The organism is Microtetraspora fusca, from assembly GCF_001570365.1.
In the GTDB taxonomy this organism is placed as follows: domain Bacteria; phylum Actinomycetota; class Actinomycetes; order Streptosporangiales; family Streptosporangiaceae; genus Microtetraspora; species Microtetraspora fusca.
The window spans coordinates 122,687-139,274 of record NZ_BBYK01000048.1 but is presented as its reverse complement, the minus strand read 5'-3'; the positions used below and the strand labels follow the sequence as shown (position 1 = coordinate 139,274).

The window sequence follows — 16,588 nt, the reverse complement described above, 5'->3', positions numbered from 1 at the left end:
GACGGTATGCGCACGACCTTGCTGGTCATCGCGAAGGAGCCGTTGCCCGGCCGGGTGAAGACCCGGCTGGTGCCGCCGTACACCTTCGAGCAGGCCGCGCAGCTGGCCGAGGCGGCGTTGTCCGACACGCTCGCGGCGGCGCTCACGGTTCCCGCGTGCCGCCGCGTCCTGGTTCTGGAGGGGCGGCCCGGGCCGTGGCTGCCGGACGGCTTCGAAGTGATCCCGCAGAGTGGCGGCCCACTCGACGAGCGGCTGGCCTCGGCGTTCGCCGCGGTGCGGGGGCCGGCGCTCCTGATCGGCATGGACACCCCGCAAGTGGCGCCGGAACTGCTCGCCGTCGAATGGGAAGGCGTCGACGCGTGGTTCGGTCCCGCCGCGGATGGCGGGTTCTGGGCTCTTGGCCTGCGCGTGCCGGACCCGGCTCTCGTGCGCGGCGTCCCCGTCTCCACGCCGGACACCGGCGCCGCGCAGCTCCTGAGGTTGCGCGAGGCCGGACTGCGGGTGGCCGTGCTGCCGCTTCTGCGGGACGTCGACACCGCTGAGGACGCCGCCGCGGTGGCCGCCCTCGCGCCGGGTACCCGTTTCGCCGCCTGCCTGGCCCGGATCGCCGCAGGGTGGGACGATCGCCCGTGAGCTTCGGAGCGAAGGCGGGACCGCCGCTCGCACGAGGTCCGCACATCTGGGAGACGGGCGCGCGCGCCGCCCGCCGCTTCGCCGCGGTGGCGGGGCTCGCGGCGATCGCGGTGTTCCTGTGGACCGCAGCACGCCGCCTGGACTATCCGTACGCGCTCGAGTGGCTGGAGGGCAACTCGCTGGTCGAGGTGTGGCGGCTCCGCGCCGGACTGCCGCTGTACTCCGCCCCCACCGTCGACTATGTGCCGGACGGTTATCCGCCGCTGTACTTCGTCATCTCGGCGGGCCCCGCCGCTCTCCTGGGAGTGTCCTACCTGCCGCTCCGGCTGGTGTCGTCGCTCGCGTCGGTGGGCTGCTTCGTCGCGCTCGCCCGGCTTGTCCAGCGGGAGACCGGTGATCTCGCCGCCGGAGTCGCGGCGGCGGGACTGTACGCCGCGACCTACTTCGCGGCCGGCGCGTGGTTCGATCTCGCCCGGGTGGACTCGCTGTTCCTCGCCTTCAGCCTGGCGGGGCTGTACGGCGCCCGTTGGATGCGCCGGACGCGGGGCGCGGTGGTGTCGGGGGCGCTGCTCGCCGCGGCGTTTCTCACCAAGCAGAGCGCGCTCGCCGAGGTGGTGGCGGTCACCGCGGTCCTGCTCTGCGGCCCCGCCCGCCGCCTGGCGGTGATCATGGCGGGGACGTTCGCGGGCGTGGTCGCACTGGTTACGCTCGTCTGGGGTACGGCAAGCCGGGGCTGGTACGTGTTCTACGTCTTCCAACTGCTCGGACAGCACTCCTGGGAACGGGGAGCGTGGGCCGGGTTCTGGATCTGGTATCTGTTCCCGGTCATGGGGGTCGCGCTCGGTGCGGCGCTGCTCGCCGCGGGGAGGGTCACCCCGGTCGTCGGCGCGGGTTGCCTCGCCCTGATGGCGGAGGGCTATGCGGGCCTGCTGCACGCGGGCGGCGCGGTCAACAACATGCTCCCCGCCTTCGCGGCGGTGGCGCTGCTCGCCGGCGTCGCGATGGGCGGCCCCCGTTCGGAGTGGCGCCGTGCCACGGCCGGTGCGCTGGTCCTGCTGCAGATCGCGTTCCTGGCCGCGACGACGTTCGCCCCGGTCCGGATGGTCCCCACCGCCGCCGACCGGCGCGTGGGCGACGCGCTGGTCGCGTGGGTGCGGGGGTTCGGCGGTCGGGTGGCGGTCTTCTCCGATCCCGGTCTCGGCGTGGCGGCCGGGCAGCCGCCGGTCGCCCATCGGGGAGCCGTCTACGACATCCTGCGTGGCACGAGCGCCGCCGGCAAGGCGTCGCTGAGCCGGTCCATCGCATGGGCGATCGGCGAACGGCGGTTCGCGGCGATCGTCGTCGAGCAGCCCGAGGACCTCAAAGGTTTCCCGGCCGGCCTGGCCCGGACCTACCGCCGCTGCCCCGGGACTCTGCTCGCGGGCGTTCCTCGGCAGGTGTTCCGTCCGGTCACCGGGCCCCGGGTACGGCCGGCCGAGCTGTGGCTCCCCGTCGGCGGCGCGTCCTGCTCGGCGGCCTTTCACCGGCTCGCGGTTGAACTGACCCGGCGTGCCGGAGCGTAATCGTGTCGCTACAATACGCGAAAGGGGCATGTCTGGATATTTCTAGTAGGCCGGTGTTCGTGCGCGAATACCGTCGGCCGCCGACGCGGGGGTGGTGATCCGGTGCCAGATCAGCCGGGCGAAGAGCAGGGGCGCGAGGGCGGCGAGTCCGTGTGGCGGAGGGGCGGCGCGTGGTTGGGATCGCATCCACCGCCCGGGCCGTTCCGGCCGGACTTCTGGCGCAGTCCGCTGCGTGGTTCCTGGTTGACCTCGGTGTTCGGTCTGGTCCTGCTGGTCGGCATCCCGATCATCGCGATCACCGGCCTGCTGTCGTACGCCGCGTACAACCCGTGGCTGCCCGGCAACGACACGACACCGGAGAGGGGCCTGCTCGGGTTCTATTTCTTCGACTGGCCGACCTGGCCCGCGTGGCTGTACCGGGTCACGCAGGGAGCCCACGTCATCCTCGGTCTGACGCTCATCCCCGTGCTGCTGGCCAAGCTGTGGTCGGTCATCCCCAAACTGTTCACGTGGCCGCCGACCCGCTCTTTGGCCATGGCCGTCGAACGCGCCAGCCTGCTGCTGCTCGTCGGCGGCGCGGTGTTCGAGTTCGTGACCGGTGTGCTCAACATCCAGCTCTTCTACACCGTGTTCCCGTTCTCCTTCTATCCGGCGCACCTCTACGGAGCGTGGATCTTCATCGCCGCGTTCGCCGTACACGTCGCGCTCAAGCTGCCGCGGATGGTCAGCGCACTGCGGTCGCGGAGCCTGCGCCGCGAACTCCGCACCGGCCTGGACGGCACAAGGCCGGAGCCGCCCGACCCCGACGGCCTGGTGGCCACCCGTCCCGCGGAGCCCAGCCTCTCCCGGCGCGGTCTCCTCGGCTTCGTCGGCGGCGGCTCCCTGCTGATCTTCGGTCTGTCCGTGGGGCAGACACTGGACGGGCCGCTGCGCCGCACCGCCCTGCTCGCCCCGCATGGACGCATGTACGGTCTGGGGCCGAACGACTTCCAGGTGAACAAGTCCGCGTCCGCCATGGGCGTCGACCCGATGAGCACCGGTCCCGGCTGGCGGCTGGAACTGGCCGGGACCGACCTGCGGCTGTCACGCGCGGAACTGCTGGCGCTGCCGCAGTACACCTACGCGCTGCCCATCGCGTGCGTGGAGGGCTGGTCGACCCAGCAGACCTGGACCGGCCCGCGCCTCGCCGACCTCGCCCGGCTCGCGGGGGCGGTCCCGGGCCGCGTCGAGGCCTACGTGGAGTCGCTGGAACGTGGCGGCGCGTTCTCCGAGGCGTCGCTGAGCGCCAGGCAGGTGGCCGACCACCGCTCCCTGCTGGCCTTACGGGTCAACGGTGCGGATCTCTCCCTCGACCACGGCTATCCGGCCCGGATCATCGTCCCCAACGCGCCCGGCGTGCACAACACCAAGTGGGTGCGCAGGCTCACCTTCCGGCCTCCGAGCGGGTGACGGCGATGGCCTCCCGGGCGCGTGCCCTGCGGCAGTGGGCCGCCGGCCGTTACGGCGCCGACCCGCTGCACCTGCTCGCGCTGCTCGCCTGCTTCACGCTGGCCGGCTACGCCGCGAGCCGCGTCGTCGTGGCCGGCATCTGGGTGGGCTTCGTCGTGTGGTTCGTCGGCGCGGCGATCATCCATGACCTTGTGCTCTATCCTCTGTACGCCGTCGCCGACATCGCCGTGCGGTGGCGACCCTGGCGTCGTGTGCGGCCGTCGGCCGCGCTCTCCCACCCGCCGCCGTGGATCAACTACCTGCGCGTTCCCCTCGCCCTGTCGGCACTGTTGCTGCTTGTCTGGTTCCCGCTGATCCTCCGCCTGTCCCAGGACGGGTACCGGAGGTCGGTGGCGCTGGACACGACCCCCTACCTGGGACGGTGGCTCCTGGTGACCGGCCTGCTCTTCGCCGGATCGGCGCTGGCCTACGCCGTCAGGCTGCGCCGGCGGGCGCAGCCTGAGAGGAAGGGATCCGCCGCACGACCGGACGGCCCACCCGGTCCCGGACAGGGGTGACCGGTCGCCCGACACGCAACCAACCGGACGAGGTGCCTGTGTGAGTACGCGAGCGATCAGCGACTACGCCTTGCTGTCGGACTGCCGGTCAGCGGCCCTGGTCTCATCGGACGGCTCGGTCGACTGGTTGTGCTCTCCCCGTTTCGACAGCCCGGCGATCTTCGCCCGGTTGCTGGACGAGAACGCCGGGCACTGGTGCGTCGGCCCGGCCTGCCCGGCTGAGATCACCCGCAGGTACCTGGACGACACCCTCGTGGTCGAGACGACCTTCCGCACCGCGACCGGGATCGCGGTGCTCCGCGACACGCTCGCCCTCGGCCGCCGGGAACGCGGGCACGCGCTCGGCGCGGCCTCGCCGAGCGCCCTCCTGCGCGAGGTGACCTGCGTCGAAGGACAGGTGCCGATCACCGTGGACTTCGCCCCCCGACCCGAGTTCGGGCTCATCCGACCCCTGATGGAACCGGTGCGCGGCGGGCTGGTGGCGCGAGGAGGAGCCCAGGTGCTGACCCTGTCGTGCCCGGTCGAGCTGCGGGTGCGCGACGCCACCGCGCGGGCCACGGTCACGCTGCGCGCCGGACAGCGGCTCGGCCTCGCCCTGCGCATCGGGCCGGTCTGGGAGCCGGCCCCGCCGTGCTGGCGCCCGTGGCGCGTCCACCGCCGGATCGGGGACACGGCGCAGGGCTGGCGCTCCTGGTCTCGTGCGCACGCGCGCTACCAGGGCCCCTGGCAGGAACTGGTCGGGCACAGCGGGCGGGTGTTGCGCGCGCTGACCTTCGCTCCCACCGGCGCCATCGTCGCCGCCGCGACCACCTCGCTGCCCGAGTGCGTCGGCGGCGAGCGGAACTGGGACTACCGCTACACCTGGGTACGGGATGCCAGCCTCACCCTGCAGGCGCTCGCCACCGCCGCATGCGAGAAGGAGGAGACCGCGTTCTTCTCCTTCCTCGCCGGCGCCGCGGCCGGTCTGCTCGACCACGACACCGACCTGCCGATCATGTACGGCGTGGGCGGCGAACGCGATCTGAGCGAGAGGACCCTGCCGCACCTGACCGGGTGGCGCGGCAGCGCCCCGGTCAGGATCGGCAACGACGCCTGGCGCCAGCGTCAGCTCGACGTCTACGGTGAACTGCTCGACGCGGCCCACGAGCTTTCCCCCGGCCGGTTCGACCCGCTCACGCGCTCCTTCCTGCTCGGCGCGGCCGAATCGGCCGCGCGCCGCTGGCAGGAACCCGACCAGGGTATGTGGGAGATACGCGGTCCAAGCCGGCATTTCCTGCATTCAAAACTCATGTGCTGGGTCGCCCTGGACAGGGCCGTCGCCCTGGCTCCTGCTCTCGGGGCCGCCGACAGGGTGCCCTTCTGGGAAGACACGCGCGAGCGGATCCGGGCCGCGATCCTCACCCGGGGCTGGAACGAGGACGCGGGCGCGTTCACCCAGGTACTCGACGGGACGGATCTGGACGCGTCGGCGCTGATGCTCCCGCTGGTGGGGTTCCTGCCCGGCGACGACCCGCGTGTGCGGTCGACTGTGGAAGCCGTCGCGACGCGGCTGGCGGACAGGCGTGGGCTGGTGCTCCGCTACCGTACCCGCGACGGGCTCACCGGCCACGAGGGGACGTTCCTGCTGTGCACCTTCTGGCTCGCCCACGCGTTGGCTCTCACCGGCCAGGCCGGACGTGGTGAGCGGGTGTTCCGTACCGCGGCCTCGCACGCCAACGACGTCGGCCTGCTGGCCGAGGAGGTGGACCAGGCCACCGGGGAGCCGATCGGGAACTTCCCCCAGGCGTTCAGCCACATCGGCCTGATCAACGCCGCCCGGGCGATCGGCGACGTGGGCCGGCCGTCGTGCCCGTGACGGGCGGTTCAGCCGAGCGGCGCGGTGGCGAACTCCCTCATCCCGGCCGCGAAGCCGACGCGGGCGCGGAATCCGAGCTGCGCCGCCGCCCGGTCCGGCGAGGCGACGATGTGCCGCACGTCTCCCAGCCGGTACTCGCCGGTGATCAACGGTTCGGGGCCGCCGCGTTCCGCGGCGAGCGCGGCCGCCAGCTCACCGACGGTGTGCGGTTCTCCGCTGGCGATGTTGTACGCGGCCAACGCGCCGGGCACCCCGGCGTCGAGCGCGGCGGCGTTCGCACGGGCGACATCACGCACGTGGACGAAGTCACGCAGCTGCCCGCCGTCCTCGAACACCGTCGGCGCCCGCCTCGCCTCCAGCGCGGATCGGAAGATCGCGGCCACACCGGAGTACGGAGTGTCCCTGGGCATCCGTGGACCGTACACATTGTGGTAGCGCAGCGCGACCGCCGTGCCACCGGTCTCGCGTGCCCAGTTCGCGGCCAGGTGCTCCTGGGCGACCTTGGTGGTCGCGTACACACCGCGCGGGTCCAGGGGCGCGCCCTCGCCGATGGCGGCCGGGGTCAGCTCGGCGCCGCAGCGCGGGCAGCGTGGCTCGAAGAACCCGGCCGCCAGATCCCGCACGGCGCGGGGTCCCGGCCGCACCCTGCCGTGCGCGGCGCAGTCATAGGCGCCCTCGCCGTAGACGACCATCGACGAGGCGAGGACCAGTCGCGCGACGCGGCGCCGCGCCATCGCGGCCAGCAGCACAGCGGTGCCGTACGCGTTGATGGAGACGTAGGAGGGCATGTCCGCGACGTCCACGCCGAGCCCGACCTTGGCCGCCAGATGCACGACCGCGTCCACGCCGTCCGTCGCACGGTCCAGCGCGTCCGCGTCCCGGATGTCCGCACCGTCGCGCACGTCGAACCCGGACACATCATGACCGGCCTCGCCCAGGATCTCTGCGACGTGGCTTCCGATGAAGCCGGCCGCCCCGGTGACCAGCACTCTCACCCACCGAGACTAACCGGCCGCCCATTCCCGCCGCGATCGCTGAGGTGTCCGCGGGTGGCCGACGCCGGTCACGGCGGCCGGGGGGGATAACCGGGCCGCCGTGACGCCGGGCACCGTCAGGACTGGGGGACCTTGGAGGTGAACTCGGTGGTGAAGGTCGTGGACAGGTCGATCTGGTCCTTCTTGGCCTTCACGTCGGGGTTGAACGCCGACAGCACCTCCAGCACGTTCTTCGGGCCCTCGTCCGGCATGATGCCGTCGGCGGTGAACATGCTCTTGGAATCGTTGATCGCCTTGACGTACAGCGTCTCGTCGGCGCCCTTGAACTCGGCGGGCATCTTGTCGGCGATCTCCTGCGCGGAATGCGCGTCGATCCACCGAAGCGTGCGCACGAACGCGTTGGCCAGCTTCTGCGCGGTCTCCTTGTGTCCCTCGACCCACTCGCAGGTCATGTACAGCGAGCTCGCCGGGTAGAGACCGCCGAGCGCGGCGCGGGTGCCCTCCTTGGTGCGCATGTCGATGAACACCTTGCCCTTGCCGGTGGTCACGAGCTGCGCGGCGGTGGGGTCGGTGGTCATGCCCGCGTCGATGCCGCCGTTCTCGATGGCGGAGATGAAGGTGGCGCCCGCCCCGGCCTTCACCCGCGTGTACGACTCGGGCGCCACGCCGTGCTTGACCGCGAGGTACTGGGTCAGGAAGTCGGTGGACGACCCGGGGCTGGTGATGCCGAGCTTCTTCCCGGCGAAGTCCTTGGGCCCGGTGATGGCGTCCGCCTTGTCCGCGGCGACGATCTCCACCTCGCCGGGCACGTCGGCGAACTGGACGACGCTCTTCACGCACTTCCCCTTGGCCTGCAGGTCGACGGAGTGGTCGTAGAAGCCGACGACGCCGTGGACGTCGCCGGACAGCATCACGTTCTCGGCCTGTGCTCCGGCGGGTTCGGTGAGCAGCTGGACGTTCAGGCCCTCCTGGGTGAAGTTGCCGAGTTGCTCGCTCAGCTTGGCCGGCAGGTAGATGACCTTGTCGATGCCGCCGACCATGATCTTGACCTGGTCGGTTCCGGACGCCGACCCGCTGCAGCCGGTCGCGCCGGCGAGGACGAGGGCCGCGGCGGTGAGCGCGAGGTGCTTCTTCATGTGGGGGGTTCGCCTTTCAGGTGGGTCAGATCTGCACGTCGTGGGAGCCGGAGACGGCGGGCCGCCAGCGGAGGAGGCGGCGTTCGAGCAGCGTCAGCAGCCACTCGGCCACCAGCGCGATCAGCGTGATGATGATCATTCCGGCGTAGATGCCGGCCGAGTCGAAGGTGCCCTGCGCGTTGTTGATCAACAGGCCGAGGCCCTTGTCGGCGCCCGAGTACTCGCCGACCACGGCGCCGATGATGGCGAAGCCGAACGCCGAATGGAGCGAGGCGAGGATCCATGAGGTGGCGCTCGGCACCACGATCGTCCAGAGGATCTGGGCGCGGCCCGCGCCGAGGATCCTGGCGTTGTTGACCAGGCCCCGGTCGACCTCCCTCGCCCCCTGGAAGGCGTTGAAGAACACCGCGAAGAACACCAGGATGAACGCGGTCGCGATCTTGGACGACATGCCGAGCCCGAACCAGATCACGAACAGCGAGGCGAGCACGATGCGGGGGATCGCGTTGGCGGCCTTGATGAACGGGGCGAGGACGTCGGCGACGAACCGGCTGCGCCCGAGGACGATGCCGAGCAGCACGCCCGCGACGCCGCCGAGCACGAACCCGGCGACGGCCTCCTGGAGCGTGTACGAGATCTGCGTCCAGATGGAGCCGAAGGCCGTCGTCCGCGTGAACCAGTCGACGAGTTTCCCCCCGATCGCCGACGGCTTCGAGTAGTAGAAGGGGTCGATCAGGTACGTGGCCGACAGCTCCCACGAGCCGAGCCAGACGGCGACGAGCAGCAGCCGTACGCCGGTGACGGTCAGCTTCCTGCGCCGTACGGCGGCACGGGCCGACGACACCGCGAAATCCTCGTCGGTGGGCGCGGCGGAGCCGGGCAGGGCGACGTCATGCGACACGGCCGGACATCCTCTCCCTGGTGATCTGGACCTCTTCGCGGAGGGACTCCCACACCTCGCGGTAGACGTCGAGGAAGCCGGAGGTCAGCCGGATCTCCTCCGCGTCGCGCGGGCGCGGCAGCCGTACGTCGAAGACCTGCTTGACCGTCGCGGGCCCCGCGGTCATCACGGCGACCCGGTCGGCGAGGACCAGCGCCTCCTCCAGGTCGTGCGTGACGAAGACGACCGCGGCGCCCGTGCCGGACCACAGCCGCAGCAGCTCGGCCTGCATCAGCCCGCGTGTCTGCACGTCCAGGGCCGAGAACGGCTCGTCCATCAGCAGGATCCGCGGCTCGTTGACGAGGGTCTGGGCGAGGGCGACGCGCTTGCGCATGCCGCCGGACAGCTGGTGCGGGTAGTAGTCCTCGAATCCGCCGAGGCCGACCCGGCCGACCCAGTCGCGGGCGCGGTCGCGGGCCTCGGACGAGGTGGCGCCGCGATAGCGCGGCCCGAGGGCCACGTTGTCCAACACGCTGCGCCACGGCAACACGGCGTCGGCCTGGAACATGTACCCGACCCCCTCGGGGATGCCGGTCACCTCCCGGCCGTTCACGGCGACGCGGCCGTGCGAGGGCGGCTCCAGCCCGGAGACGAGGGAAAGGGTGGTGGACTTGCCGCACCCGGTGGGACCGACGACGGCGACGAACTCGCCCGCCGCCACGGTGAGGTCCAGATCGCGTACGGCGGTGTGAACGCCGCCCGACGCGGACCGGAACCGCTTCGTCGCGCCGACGAGTTCGATCACCGGCACAGTTTCGGATGTCATGGCCGGGACCGTACGGAGCGGCCCGGACGCGGTGAACCCTTGCGCAGCTAAGCCGCGCAAGTCATGTTTCGCGCTGTTAATTGCGATTTAGAGGGTTCTGCGCTTTACGCGCACGGTCCTTTCGCGACCCACCTCGGCTAACGTGCACGCGTGCGCTCGCTCCGTTTCGCCCATCAGGTGCTCGCGCTGCAGATCGTCGTCGTCATGCTGGTCGCGGGATCCGGCTTCGCGCTGGCCGCGTGGCTCATGCGCGACGAGCTGACTGTCCAGTACGGCGAGCGCGCGGTGTCGGTGGCCCGGGCGCTCGCCGCCGACCCTTCCGTCGCGGTCGCCGCGGCGCTGGACGACCCCGCGCGCCTGATCCAGCCGAGGGCGGAGGCGGTGCGGGCGGCCACCGGAGCGCTGTTCGTGGTCGTCACCGACCGGCGCGGCATCCGCCTGTCGCACCCGCGCGCCGAGCAGATCGGCAGGCGGGTCAGCACCGATCCGTCGGGGCCGCTGTCCGGGCGCGAGGTGGTGACGGTCGAGCAAGGGACGCTCGGCCTGTCGGCGCGGGGCAAGGTGCCGCTGCGGACGCCGGACGGCCGGATCGTCGGCGAGGTCAGTGTGGGCTTCGCCGTCCAGCAGATCCACGTGCGCGTGGGGCGGGTCCTCGTGCTGGCCGCCCTGTTCACCGGGGCGGCGCTGCTGCTCGGGGTGGTCGGCTCGGCCGCGATCGGTCACCGCCTGCGCCGCCAGACGCTGGGGCTGGAGCCGTCCGAGCTCGGAGAGCTCATCTCGCAGCGGGAGGCGGTGCTGCACGGCATCGGCGAGGGCGTGCTCGCCGTGGACGCCGACGGCCGGGTCACCGTGTGCAACGCCGAGGCGGCCAGGCTGCTCGGGCTGGGGGAGGAGTCACCGGAGGTTCTGGGCAGGCCCTTCCGCGACCTGCCGCTGCCGCCCCGGCTGCAGGCCGCGCTCGGCGGCGCCGACGAGGCCGCCAGCCAACTCGTCGTCGCGGATGACCGCGTGCTCGTGGTCGGGCGGCGGCAGGTGCGCAGGGAGGGCCGGGAGCTCGGCACCGTCCTGACCCTGCGCGACCGCACCGACCTCGAGAAGCTCACCCGGGAACTGCACGCGGAGCGCGACCTGCTCGACGCGCTCAGGGCGCAGCGGCACGAGCACGCCAACCGGCTGCACACCGTCGCCGGACTGCTGCAACTCGGCCATCACGAGCAGGCCGCCGACTACCTGCACATGCTCACGGTGGAGCCGCTCGCCGCGGTCCCCGGCGCGGCCGGGGACGTCATCACCGACCCGTACCTGCTGGCCTTCCTCGCGGCCAAGGCCGCCGTCGCGGCGGAGCGCGGCATCCGCTTCATCGTGGCGCCGGGGAGCTGGGCGCCCGGCGAGGTCGTCAGCCCTCTGGACGTGACGACGGTCGTCGGGAACCTGGTCGACAACGCGCTCGAGGCGGCCCAGCAGGGTCCCGACCGGCCGGCGCACGTCGAGGTGGAGCTGCTCCGCGACGGCGACGACCTGCATGTCACGGTGACGGACTCCGGGGAGGGCGTCCCGCCGGAGCTCGCCGAGGCGGTGTTCGAGGACGGCTTCACCACCAAGACCGGGGACCGGCCGCGCGGGCTCGGCCTGGCGCTGGCGCGTCAGGTCGCCCGGGCCCGCGGCGGAGACATCGTCCTCGGTCACGGAGCCGTCGTGACCGTGGGGGAGGCGGAGCACGCCGGGGCCGCGCGGGCGTCCGAGCCGCCCGGCGGTACGCCCCGGCCCGAACGGGATGGCACCATGTTCCTCGCTCGCCTGCCGGGGGTGCTGAGATGATCGATGTGCTCGTGGTCGACGACGACTTCCGCGTGGCGCAGGTCCACGCCGGGTTCGTCGAGCTCGTCCCCGGGTTCCGGGTTGCGGGGCAGGCCCACACCGCCGTGGCGGCGGCGGAGACGGCGGCCCGGCTCCGTCCCGACCTCGTCCTGCTGGACGTCTATCTCCCCGACGGGTCCGGGCTGGACCTGATCCGGGAGTTGGCCGCCGACGTCATCGTGCTGACCGCGGCCGACGACGCCGCGTCCGTGCGCGCCGCCCTCTCCAGGGGAGCCCTGCACTATGTGATCAAGCCCTTCGGCGCGCAGGACCTGGGCAACCGGCTCAGGGGGTACGCGCGCTACCGCCGCCTGCTGGGCTCGGCGACCGGCATGAACCAGTCGTCCATCGACGAGGCGCTACGCGTGTTGCACCGTGCCGACCAGGCCCCCGCGCGCGGGCCCAAGGGGCACTCGCCGGTCACCGTCCGCTTGATCGCCGACATCCTGCGGGCCAGCGAGAACGCGCTGTCGGCGGCGGAGATCGCCGCTCGCATCGGCGTCTCACGAGCCACCGCGCAGCGGTACCTCGCGGGCCTCACCGAGTCCGGACGGGTCGCCATGACGCTCAGGTACGGCGCGACCGGCCGCCCCGAGCACCTCTACACCTGGTGCTGACCCGACCGGCTCGGCCGGGCGACATGTCGGAACCTACGGAATGACCGCGGTCGCCGACGACGGGTGCGCGTGGGGTTCGACGGCGTCGAGCAGGATCTTCAGCAGGTCCTGCGGGGCGTCCCGCATGAGGTTGTGCCCGCCGTCCAGCGCGTGCGTCGTCCACGAGGGGTCCTCGCGCAACCGCCGGTAGACGGGGGTGAAGGGGGACTCGCCGTCCCAGCCCGCCGCGTACGCGTAGACTCGGCGCCGGACCTGCGCGGGGTCGCCGGTGAGCCGGAGCGGCTGGAGCAGCGAGGCGATCGGGTGCGGCGTCGCCCGGGCGTCGAAGAACGGCAGCGGCCGCGTGGCGTAGCCGGTCTCCTCCACGTCCGCGTACCACTGCCGCTCGCGGTCGGAGACCAGGCTCCAGCAGGAGTCGCCGTTCCCGGGCACGACGGCGTCCACGTAGACCAGGGCGGCCACGCGGTCGGGCATGCGGTCGGCGACCCCCGTGATCACCATTCCGCCGTAACTGTGGCCGACCAGGACGGCGTCCCGGATGTCCTCGGCCGCCAGCACGCCGGCCACGTCCTGGATGTGCGTGTCGAGGTTCACCCCGCCGCGCAGCAGGTGGGCGCGTTCGCCGAGCCCGGTCAGGGTCAGCGGGTGGACACGATGCCCGTGGTCGCGGAGCCCTCCGGTGAGCTCGTCGAAACACCAGCCGCCGTGACACATGCCGGGGATCAGGACAAACGCGGCCATGGTCGTACTCCTTGTCGTTCATCGCGCATGGCGGGCGGGAGCGGTCTCTCGGCGAAGCGCGCCACTGTCGGGCCGACGGACGAGAAGGGCCGGCACGGTGGACTCCATAGATCGAACCGATCGGTACGATCTGCGATGCTAGCAGTCGATCGAACCGATCGGTACCATCCCGCAAACATTGGTCACACCCGCTGGGCCAGTCCGCCACCGAAGCAGATCGGCCGCGAGGGGCGCGGCGGTGTCTGGACTGAGGAGCGAGTGGGGAGCGAGGAACGAGCGACTCCGAGCGACGAGGGAAGACATCGCCTCAAGGCGCCCCGAGCCCGCGCGAGCGAAGCGAGCGCCAATGAACACGGGATCCGGCCGGCCGCGTCAGACGTACGGGCTCAGTCGCGCCGGTCGGGTGCGTCGTCGAACACGATGACCTGCCGGATGGCGGTCCCGTCGGCGAGCTGGTCCATCGCCTCGTTCACATCGGAGAGCCGGATCCTCGCCGACACCAGCGCCTCGACCGGCAGCCTGCCCTCGCGCCACATCCGCGCGAAGACCGGGATGTCGCGGGCGGGGACCGCCGAGCCGAGGTAGCTCCCGATGATGGTCCGGCCCTCCGCCACCAGCCCGAGCGGCGAGATCGACGACCGCGCGTCGGGTGCCGGGAGCCCGACGGTGACGGTGCGGCCGCCCGGGGCGGTCGCGGCGACGGCGGTCTCGAAGGCCCGGACGTTCCCGGCCGCCTCGATCACGATCGGCGCCCTGATCCCGGACTCGACCAGCTCCGCCGGGCTGTACGTCGCGTGCGCGCCCAGCTTCCGCGCGGCGGCGAGTTTGTCGGGGTTGCCGTCGACCCCGACGACCGTGACGCCGTCCACCGCGAGGGCGGTGATCAGCGCGGCCATGCCGACCCCGCCGAGCCCGACGACCGTCACCGTCTGGCCCGGGGAGGGGCGTCCGGCGTTGACGACCGCGCCGCCGCCGGTCAGGACGGCACAGCCGAGGACCGCGGCGACCTCGGGAGGGACGTCGTCGTCCACCGGGACGACCGAGTGCCGGTCGACGACGGCGTGGGTGGCGAACCCGGAGACCCCGAGGTGGTGCAGGACCGGCGCGCTGTCACGGCGCAGGCGGACGCCGCGCGACAGCAGCGTCCCCTCGTTGTTCGCCGCGCTGCCGCGGACGCACGGTGTCACGCCATCGGTGGCGCAGCCCTCGCAGGCGCCGCAGCGCGGCAGGAAGGTCATGAGGACCCGCCGTCCGGCCTCGATGTCGTCGACGCCGGGGCCGACCCGTTCCACCCGGCCGGCCGCCTCGTGGCCCAAGAGCATGGGGACGGGCCGCACCCGGGTTCCGTCGACGACGGACAGGTCCGAGTGGCAGACGCCCGCGGCCTCGATCCTGACCAGGATCTCGCCGGGGCCGGGCGGGGCCAGCTCCAGCTCGCAGATCGACAGCGGCCGGGACGCGGCGTAGGGGCGGGTCCGGCCGACCTCCTCAAGGACGGCTCCGCGGATCCTCATCACTTCACCTCTCCGGGTGTTTCCAGGATGTCTTGGGTGGCGCCACGCCGGGGGACGGGGCCGTTCGGCTGGTCCGTGGACGCCCGATGGTTGGCGAGCAGGACGCCGGCGGCGCCGAGGACCAGCCCGGCGACGGCGAGCGGGTGCAACGTCTGTCCGGCGATCAGCCAGGCCATCACCGCCGTCACCGAGGGGGTCAGGAAGAAAAGGGTGCTCACCCGGCCGGCGGACCAGCGGAGCAGCATCGTGTTGAGCAGGATGAACGCCGCGATGGAGTTCACCAGGACCATCCAGGCGACCGACCCGCCGAAGGCCGCCCAGTCCGACACCCGCGGGGTCTCCAGCGCGACGCACGCCAACCCGACCACCGGGGCGCTGGCCAGCAGTTGCACGGCGGTCCCGGTGCGGACGTCCATGACGGGGACGAAACGCTTCTGGTAGAGGGTGCCGGCGCTCAGCCCGGACAGCCCGACCAGGCACAGCGCCACGCCCCAGGCGGAGAGGCTCACGCGGTCGGCGACCGCGAGGACCACGCCCGCCGCGCCGAGGACGAACCCGAGAGCCTGCCGCCGGGAGACCGTCTCACCCAGGAACCGGGAGGCCAGCACGACGACGACCGGGTTGAGCCCCTGGACGAGCGAGACGACGGCGGCGGGGAAGCCCATGCCGAGCGCGGTGTAGAAGGCGCCGAACTGCACGGCCTGGATCAGCAGGCCCGTGACGGCGATGTGCGCCAGGGCCCGGCCGCGCGGCCACGGCGCCCGGGTGACCAGCGCGTACGCGCTGAGCAGCGCTCCGGCCAGGGCGAAGCGCGCGAACATCAGGAGCAGCGGTGGAGCGGCCTTGACCCCCGGGATGCCGGCGATGAACGCGCTGCTCCACAGCACGACGAACAGGGGCGGCGCGACCGCCATCAGGCGTGTGCCGCCGCCCGCCCGCGCCGCCGCGCCGGACGCGAGCTCACCGGGCGTGATCTCGGAGGTGACCTCGCCCGGTGCGATCTCACCGGACGCGGCCTCACCCGGCCCGCCTGCCCGGCCGGGCGGCTCGCCGGGAACCTGCGGCGGCCTACCGGGCCGGGGGCCGGACAGGTCCGGTGTCACCCGTGTCAACGAATCGTCCTTCCATACGGAGCGGCTCTACGCGAGCGCCGACGAGGGCCGCGCCACGGGGCGAGCGCCATCGGGGGACCCCAGCCGAGGGGAGCCCCATCGGGCGGGTGCGCCGCCGGGAGGGCGCCGCGCACGCCTCAAGGTCGCCCGAACCGGCCCCGCGTACGCGCCGGAGGGGCGGTCGGCCGCGCGGCCGTGGTGCTCGGGCAGGGGCGGGCGGGGAGGGGGTTCAGGAAGCGCGCAGGGCCGACCGGCGCAGCTCCCACAGCCCCTCGTCCGACGTGCAGACCCCGGCCGCGCCGTGGCCGAGCGCCGCGACCACGTCCGCCGGGCTCTGGACGAACCCGGCGGCCAGGTAGGGCACCCCCATCTCCTTGGCCTGCCGTTCCACGTAGGGCAGCACGACCGCCGGCATGAGCTGGACCAGGTCCGGATGGGACCGGGCGACGGACTGGAGGCTGCGGTGCAGGTTGGAGCGGTCGGTCACGAACACCTTCTGCATGGCCAGCAGGCCCAGGCCGGTTGCCCGCTCGACGATCGCCGCTCGGGTGGAGCAGATCCCGACCGCCCCGATGCCCTTGAGGTAGGTCAGGGCGCCGGGGTCGTGGCCCAGGCCGGGCGTCGAGTCCATGTTGACGAACACGATCTTGCCGGCCGCGGCCGTCCGCCGGACCGTCGCCTCCAGATCACCGAGCGGGACCGAGGCGAGGATGCCGAGCGGGGTCGAGGTCGTGGTGAACCGGTCCGCCATCTCGACACCGACCAGCGATGCCATCACCGGATGCTGCGCCAGCGCGGCCAGCAGCCGCCGATCAACAGGACGTTTCGGACGAAGGTTCACCGATCCACCTTAT

15 protein-coding genes are annotated in these 16,588 nt (G+C 72.5%); 7 read left to right on the top strand and 8 right to left on the bottom strand.

Going from position 1 to position 16,588, the window contains the following annotated elements; all coding sequences use genetic code 11:
* Window positions 1-6: 6 nt before the first annotated feature.
* The 5 genes from AWQ68_RS18330 to AWQ68_RS18310 all read left to right on the top strand — a co-directional run bounded on the left by AWQ68_RS18330 (window position 7) and on the right by AWQ68_RS18310 (window position 6,056).
* Entirely contained in the window at window positions 7-633 is a 627-nt protein-coding gene (locus tag AWQ68_RS18330; protein ID WP_066941949.1) for a TIGR04282 family arsenosugar biosynthesis glycosyltransferase, read from the top strand.
* Window positions 630-2,195: an ArnT family glycosyltransferase gene (locus AWQ68_RS18325; RefSeq protein ID WP_066941947.1), complete on the top strand. Its 1,566-nt coding sequence runs from the start codon at window positions 630-632 to the stop codon at window positions 2,193-2,195. The genes AWQ68_RS18330 and AWQ68_RS18325 overlap by 4 nt, the downstream gene beginning before the upstream one ends.
* 102 nt (window positions 2,196-2,297) lie before the next feature.
* The gene (locus tag AWQ68_RS18320) at window positions 2,298-3,644 is read left to right on the top strand and encodes a molybdopterin-dependent oxidoreductase (protein ID WP_084464143.1); all 1,347 of its coding nucleotides are present in this window, start codon (window positions 2,298-2,300) and stop codon (window positions 3,642-3,644) included.
* Window positions 3,645-3,649: 5 nt separating this feature from the next.
* On the top strand, window positions 3,650-4,201 hold the full coding sequence (locus tag AWQ68_RS18315) for a hypothetical protein (RefSeq protein ID WP_066941944.1): 552 nt from the start codon (window positions 3,650-3,652) through the stop codon (window positions 4,199-4,201).
* A 40-nt stretch (window positions 4,202-4,241) separates the two neighbouring features.
* A complete protein-coding gene (locus AWQ68_RS18310) occupies window positions 4,242-6,056 on the top strand; it encodes a glycoside hydrolase family 15 protein (RefSeq protein ID WP_066941942.1) in 1,815 nt (604 codons plus the stop codon).
* Window positions 6,057-6,064: 8 nt separating this feature from the next.
* Here AWQ68_RS18310 and AWQ68_RS18305 read toward each other — a convergent pair whose 3' ends face one another.
* From AWQ68_RS18305 to AWQ68_RS18290, 4 genes are all read right to left on the bottom strand, one after another.
* Window positions 6,065-7,051, bottom strand: coding sequence for an NAD-dependent epimerase/dehydratase family protein (locus tag AWQ68_RS18305; RefSeq protein WP_066941940.1), 987 nt, complete (start codon window positions 7,049-7,051; stop codon window positions 6,065-6,067).
* Between the two features lie 116 nt (window positions 7,052-7,167).
* Entirely contained in the window at window positions 7,168-8,187 is a 1,020-nt protein-coding gene (locus tag AWQ68_RS18300) for an ABC transporter substrate-binding protein (RefSeq protein WP_066941938.1), read from the bottom strand.
* A 25-nt stretch (window positions 8,188-8,212) separates the two neighbouring features.
* Window positions 8,213-9,088 carry an ABC transporter permease gene (locus AWQ68_RS18295; RefSeq protein WP_066941936.1) on the bottom strand — a complete coding sequence of 292 codons (876 nt, stop codon included), beginning with the start codon at window positions 9,086-9,088 and terminating at the stop codon, window positions 8,213-8,215.
* Window positions 9,078-9,893 (bottom strand): ABC transporter ATP-binding protein, encoded by an 816-nt coding sequence (locus tag AWQ68_RS18290; protein WP_066941934.1) that lies wholly within the window; start codon window positions 9,891-9,893, stop codon window positions 9,078-9,080. The genes AWQ68_RS18295 and AWQ68_RS18290 overlap by 11 nt, the downstream gene beginning before the upstream one ends.
* A 150-nt stretch (window positions 9,894-10,043) precedes the next feature.
* On the opposite strand from AWQ68_RS18290, the gene AWQ68_RS18285 reads away from it, so the two are divergent.
* Both AWQ68_RS18285 and AWQ68_RS18280 read left to right on the top strand, forming a co-directional pair.
* On the top strand, window positions 10,044-11,711 hold the full coding sequence (locus tag AWQ68_RS18285) for a sensor histidine kinase (protein ID WP_066941932.1): 1,668 nt from the start codon (window positions 10,044-10,046) through the stop codon (window positions 11,709-11,711).
* Window positions 11,708-12,367, top strand: a complete 660-nt coding sequence (locus tag AWQ68_RS18280; protein ID WP_066941930.1) for a response regulator — start codon at window positions 11,708-11,710, stop codon at window positions 12,365-12,367. Before AWQ68_RS18285 ends, AWQ68_RS18280 begins: the two co-directional genes overlap by 4 nt.
* A 33-nt stretch (window positions 12,368-12,400) precedes the next feature.
* On the opposite strand, the gene AWQ68_RS18275 is transcribed toward AWQ68_RS18280, so the two are convergent.
* The 4 genes from AWQ68_RS18275 to AWQ68_RS18260 all read right to left on the bottom strand — a co-directional run bounded on the left by AWQ68_RS18275 (window position 12,401) and on the right by AWQ68_RS18260 (window position 16,575).
* Window positions 12,401-13,108 carry an alpha/beta fold hydrolase gene (locus AWQ68_RS18275; RefSeq protein WP_066941928.1) on the bottom strand — a complete coding sequence of 236 codons (708 nt, stop codon included), beginning with the start codon at window positions 13,106-13,108 and terminating at the stop codon, window positions 12,401-12,403.
* A 386-nt stretch (window positions 13,109-13,494) separates the two neighbouring features.
* On the bottom strand, window positions 13,495-14,622 hold the full coding sequence (locus tag AWQ68_RS18270; protein ID WP_066941926.1) for an alcohol dehydrogenase catalytic domain-containing protein: 1,128 nt from the start codon (window positions 14,620-14,622) through the stop codon (window positions 13,495-13,497).
* The gene (locus AWQ68_RS18265) at window positions 14,622-15,725 is read right to left on the bottom strand and encodes a DMT family transporter (protein ID WP_245655979.1); all 1,104 of its coding nucleotides are present in this window, start codon (window positions 15,723-15,725) and stop codon (window positions 14,622-14,624) included. Before AWQ68_RS18265 ends, AWQ68_RS18270 begins: the two co-directional genes overlap by 1 nt.
* A gap of 238 nt (window positions 15,726-15,963) precedes the next feature.
* Window positions 15,964-16,575: a glycerol-3-phosphate responsive antiterminator gene (locus tag AWQ68_RS18260; RefSeq protein ID WP_066941924.1), complete on the bottom strand. Its 612-nt coding sequence runs from the start codon at window positions 16,573-16,575 to the stop codon at window positions 15,964-15,966.
* Window positions 16,576-16,588: the final 13 nt, after the last annotated feature.

What these genes read in the sequence shown, in the direction of transcription:
- AWQ68_RS18330 (WP_066941949.1), top strand. Translation starts at nt 7, where the DNA reads ATGCGCACGACCTTGCTGGTCATCGCGAAGGAGCCGTTGCCCGGCCGG.
- AWQ68_RS18315 (WP_066941944.1), top strand. Translation starts at nt 3,650, where the DNA reads ATGGCCTCCCGGGCGCGTGCCCTGCGGCAGTGGGCCGCCGGCCGTTAC.
- AWQ68_RS18300 (WP_066941938.1), bottom strand. Translation starts at nt 8,187, where the DNA reads ATGAAGAAGCACCTCGCGCTCACCGCCGCGGCCCTCGTCCTCGCCGGC.
- AWQ68_RS18290 (WP_066941934.1), bottom strand. Translation starts at nt 9,893, where the DNA reads ATGACATCCGAAACTGTGCCGGTGATCGAACTCGTCGGCGCGACGAAG.
- AWQ68_RS18280 (WP_066941930.1), top strand. Translation starts at nt 11,708, where the DNA reads ATGATCGATGTGCTCGTGGTCGACGACGACTTCCGCGTGGCGCAGGTC.
- AWQ68_RS18275 (WP_066941928.1), bottom strand. Translation starts at nt 13,108, where the DNA reads ATGGCCGCGTTTGTCCTGATCCCCGGCATGTGTCACGGCGGCTGGTGT.
- AWQ68_RS18270 (WP_066941926.1), bottom strand. Translation starts at nt 14,622, where the DNA reads ATGAGGATCCGCGGAGCCGTCCTTGAGGAGGTCGGCCGGACCCGCCCC.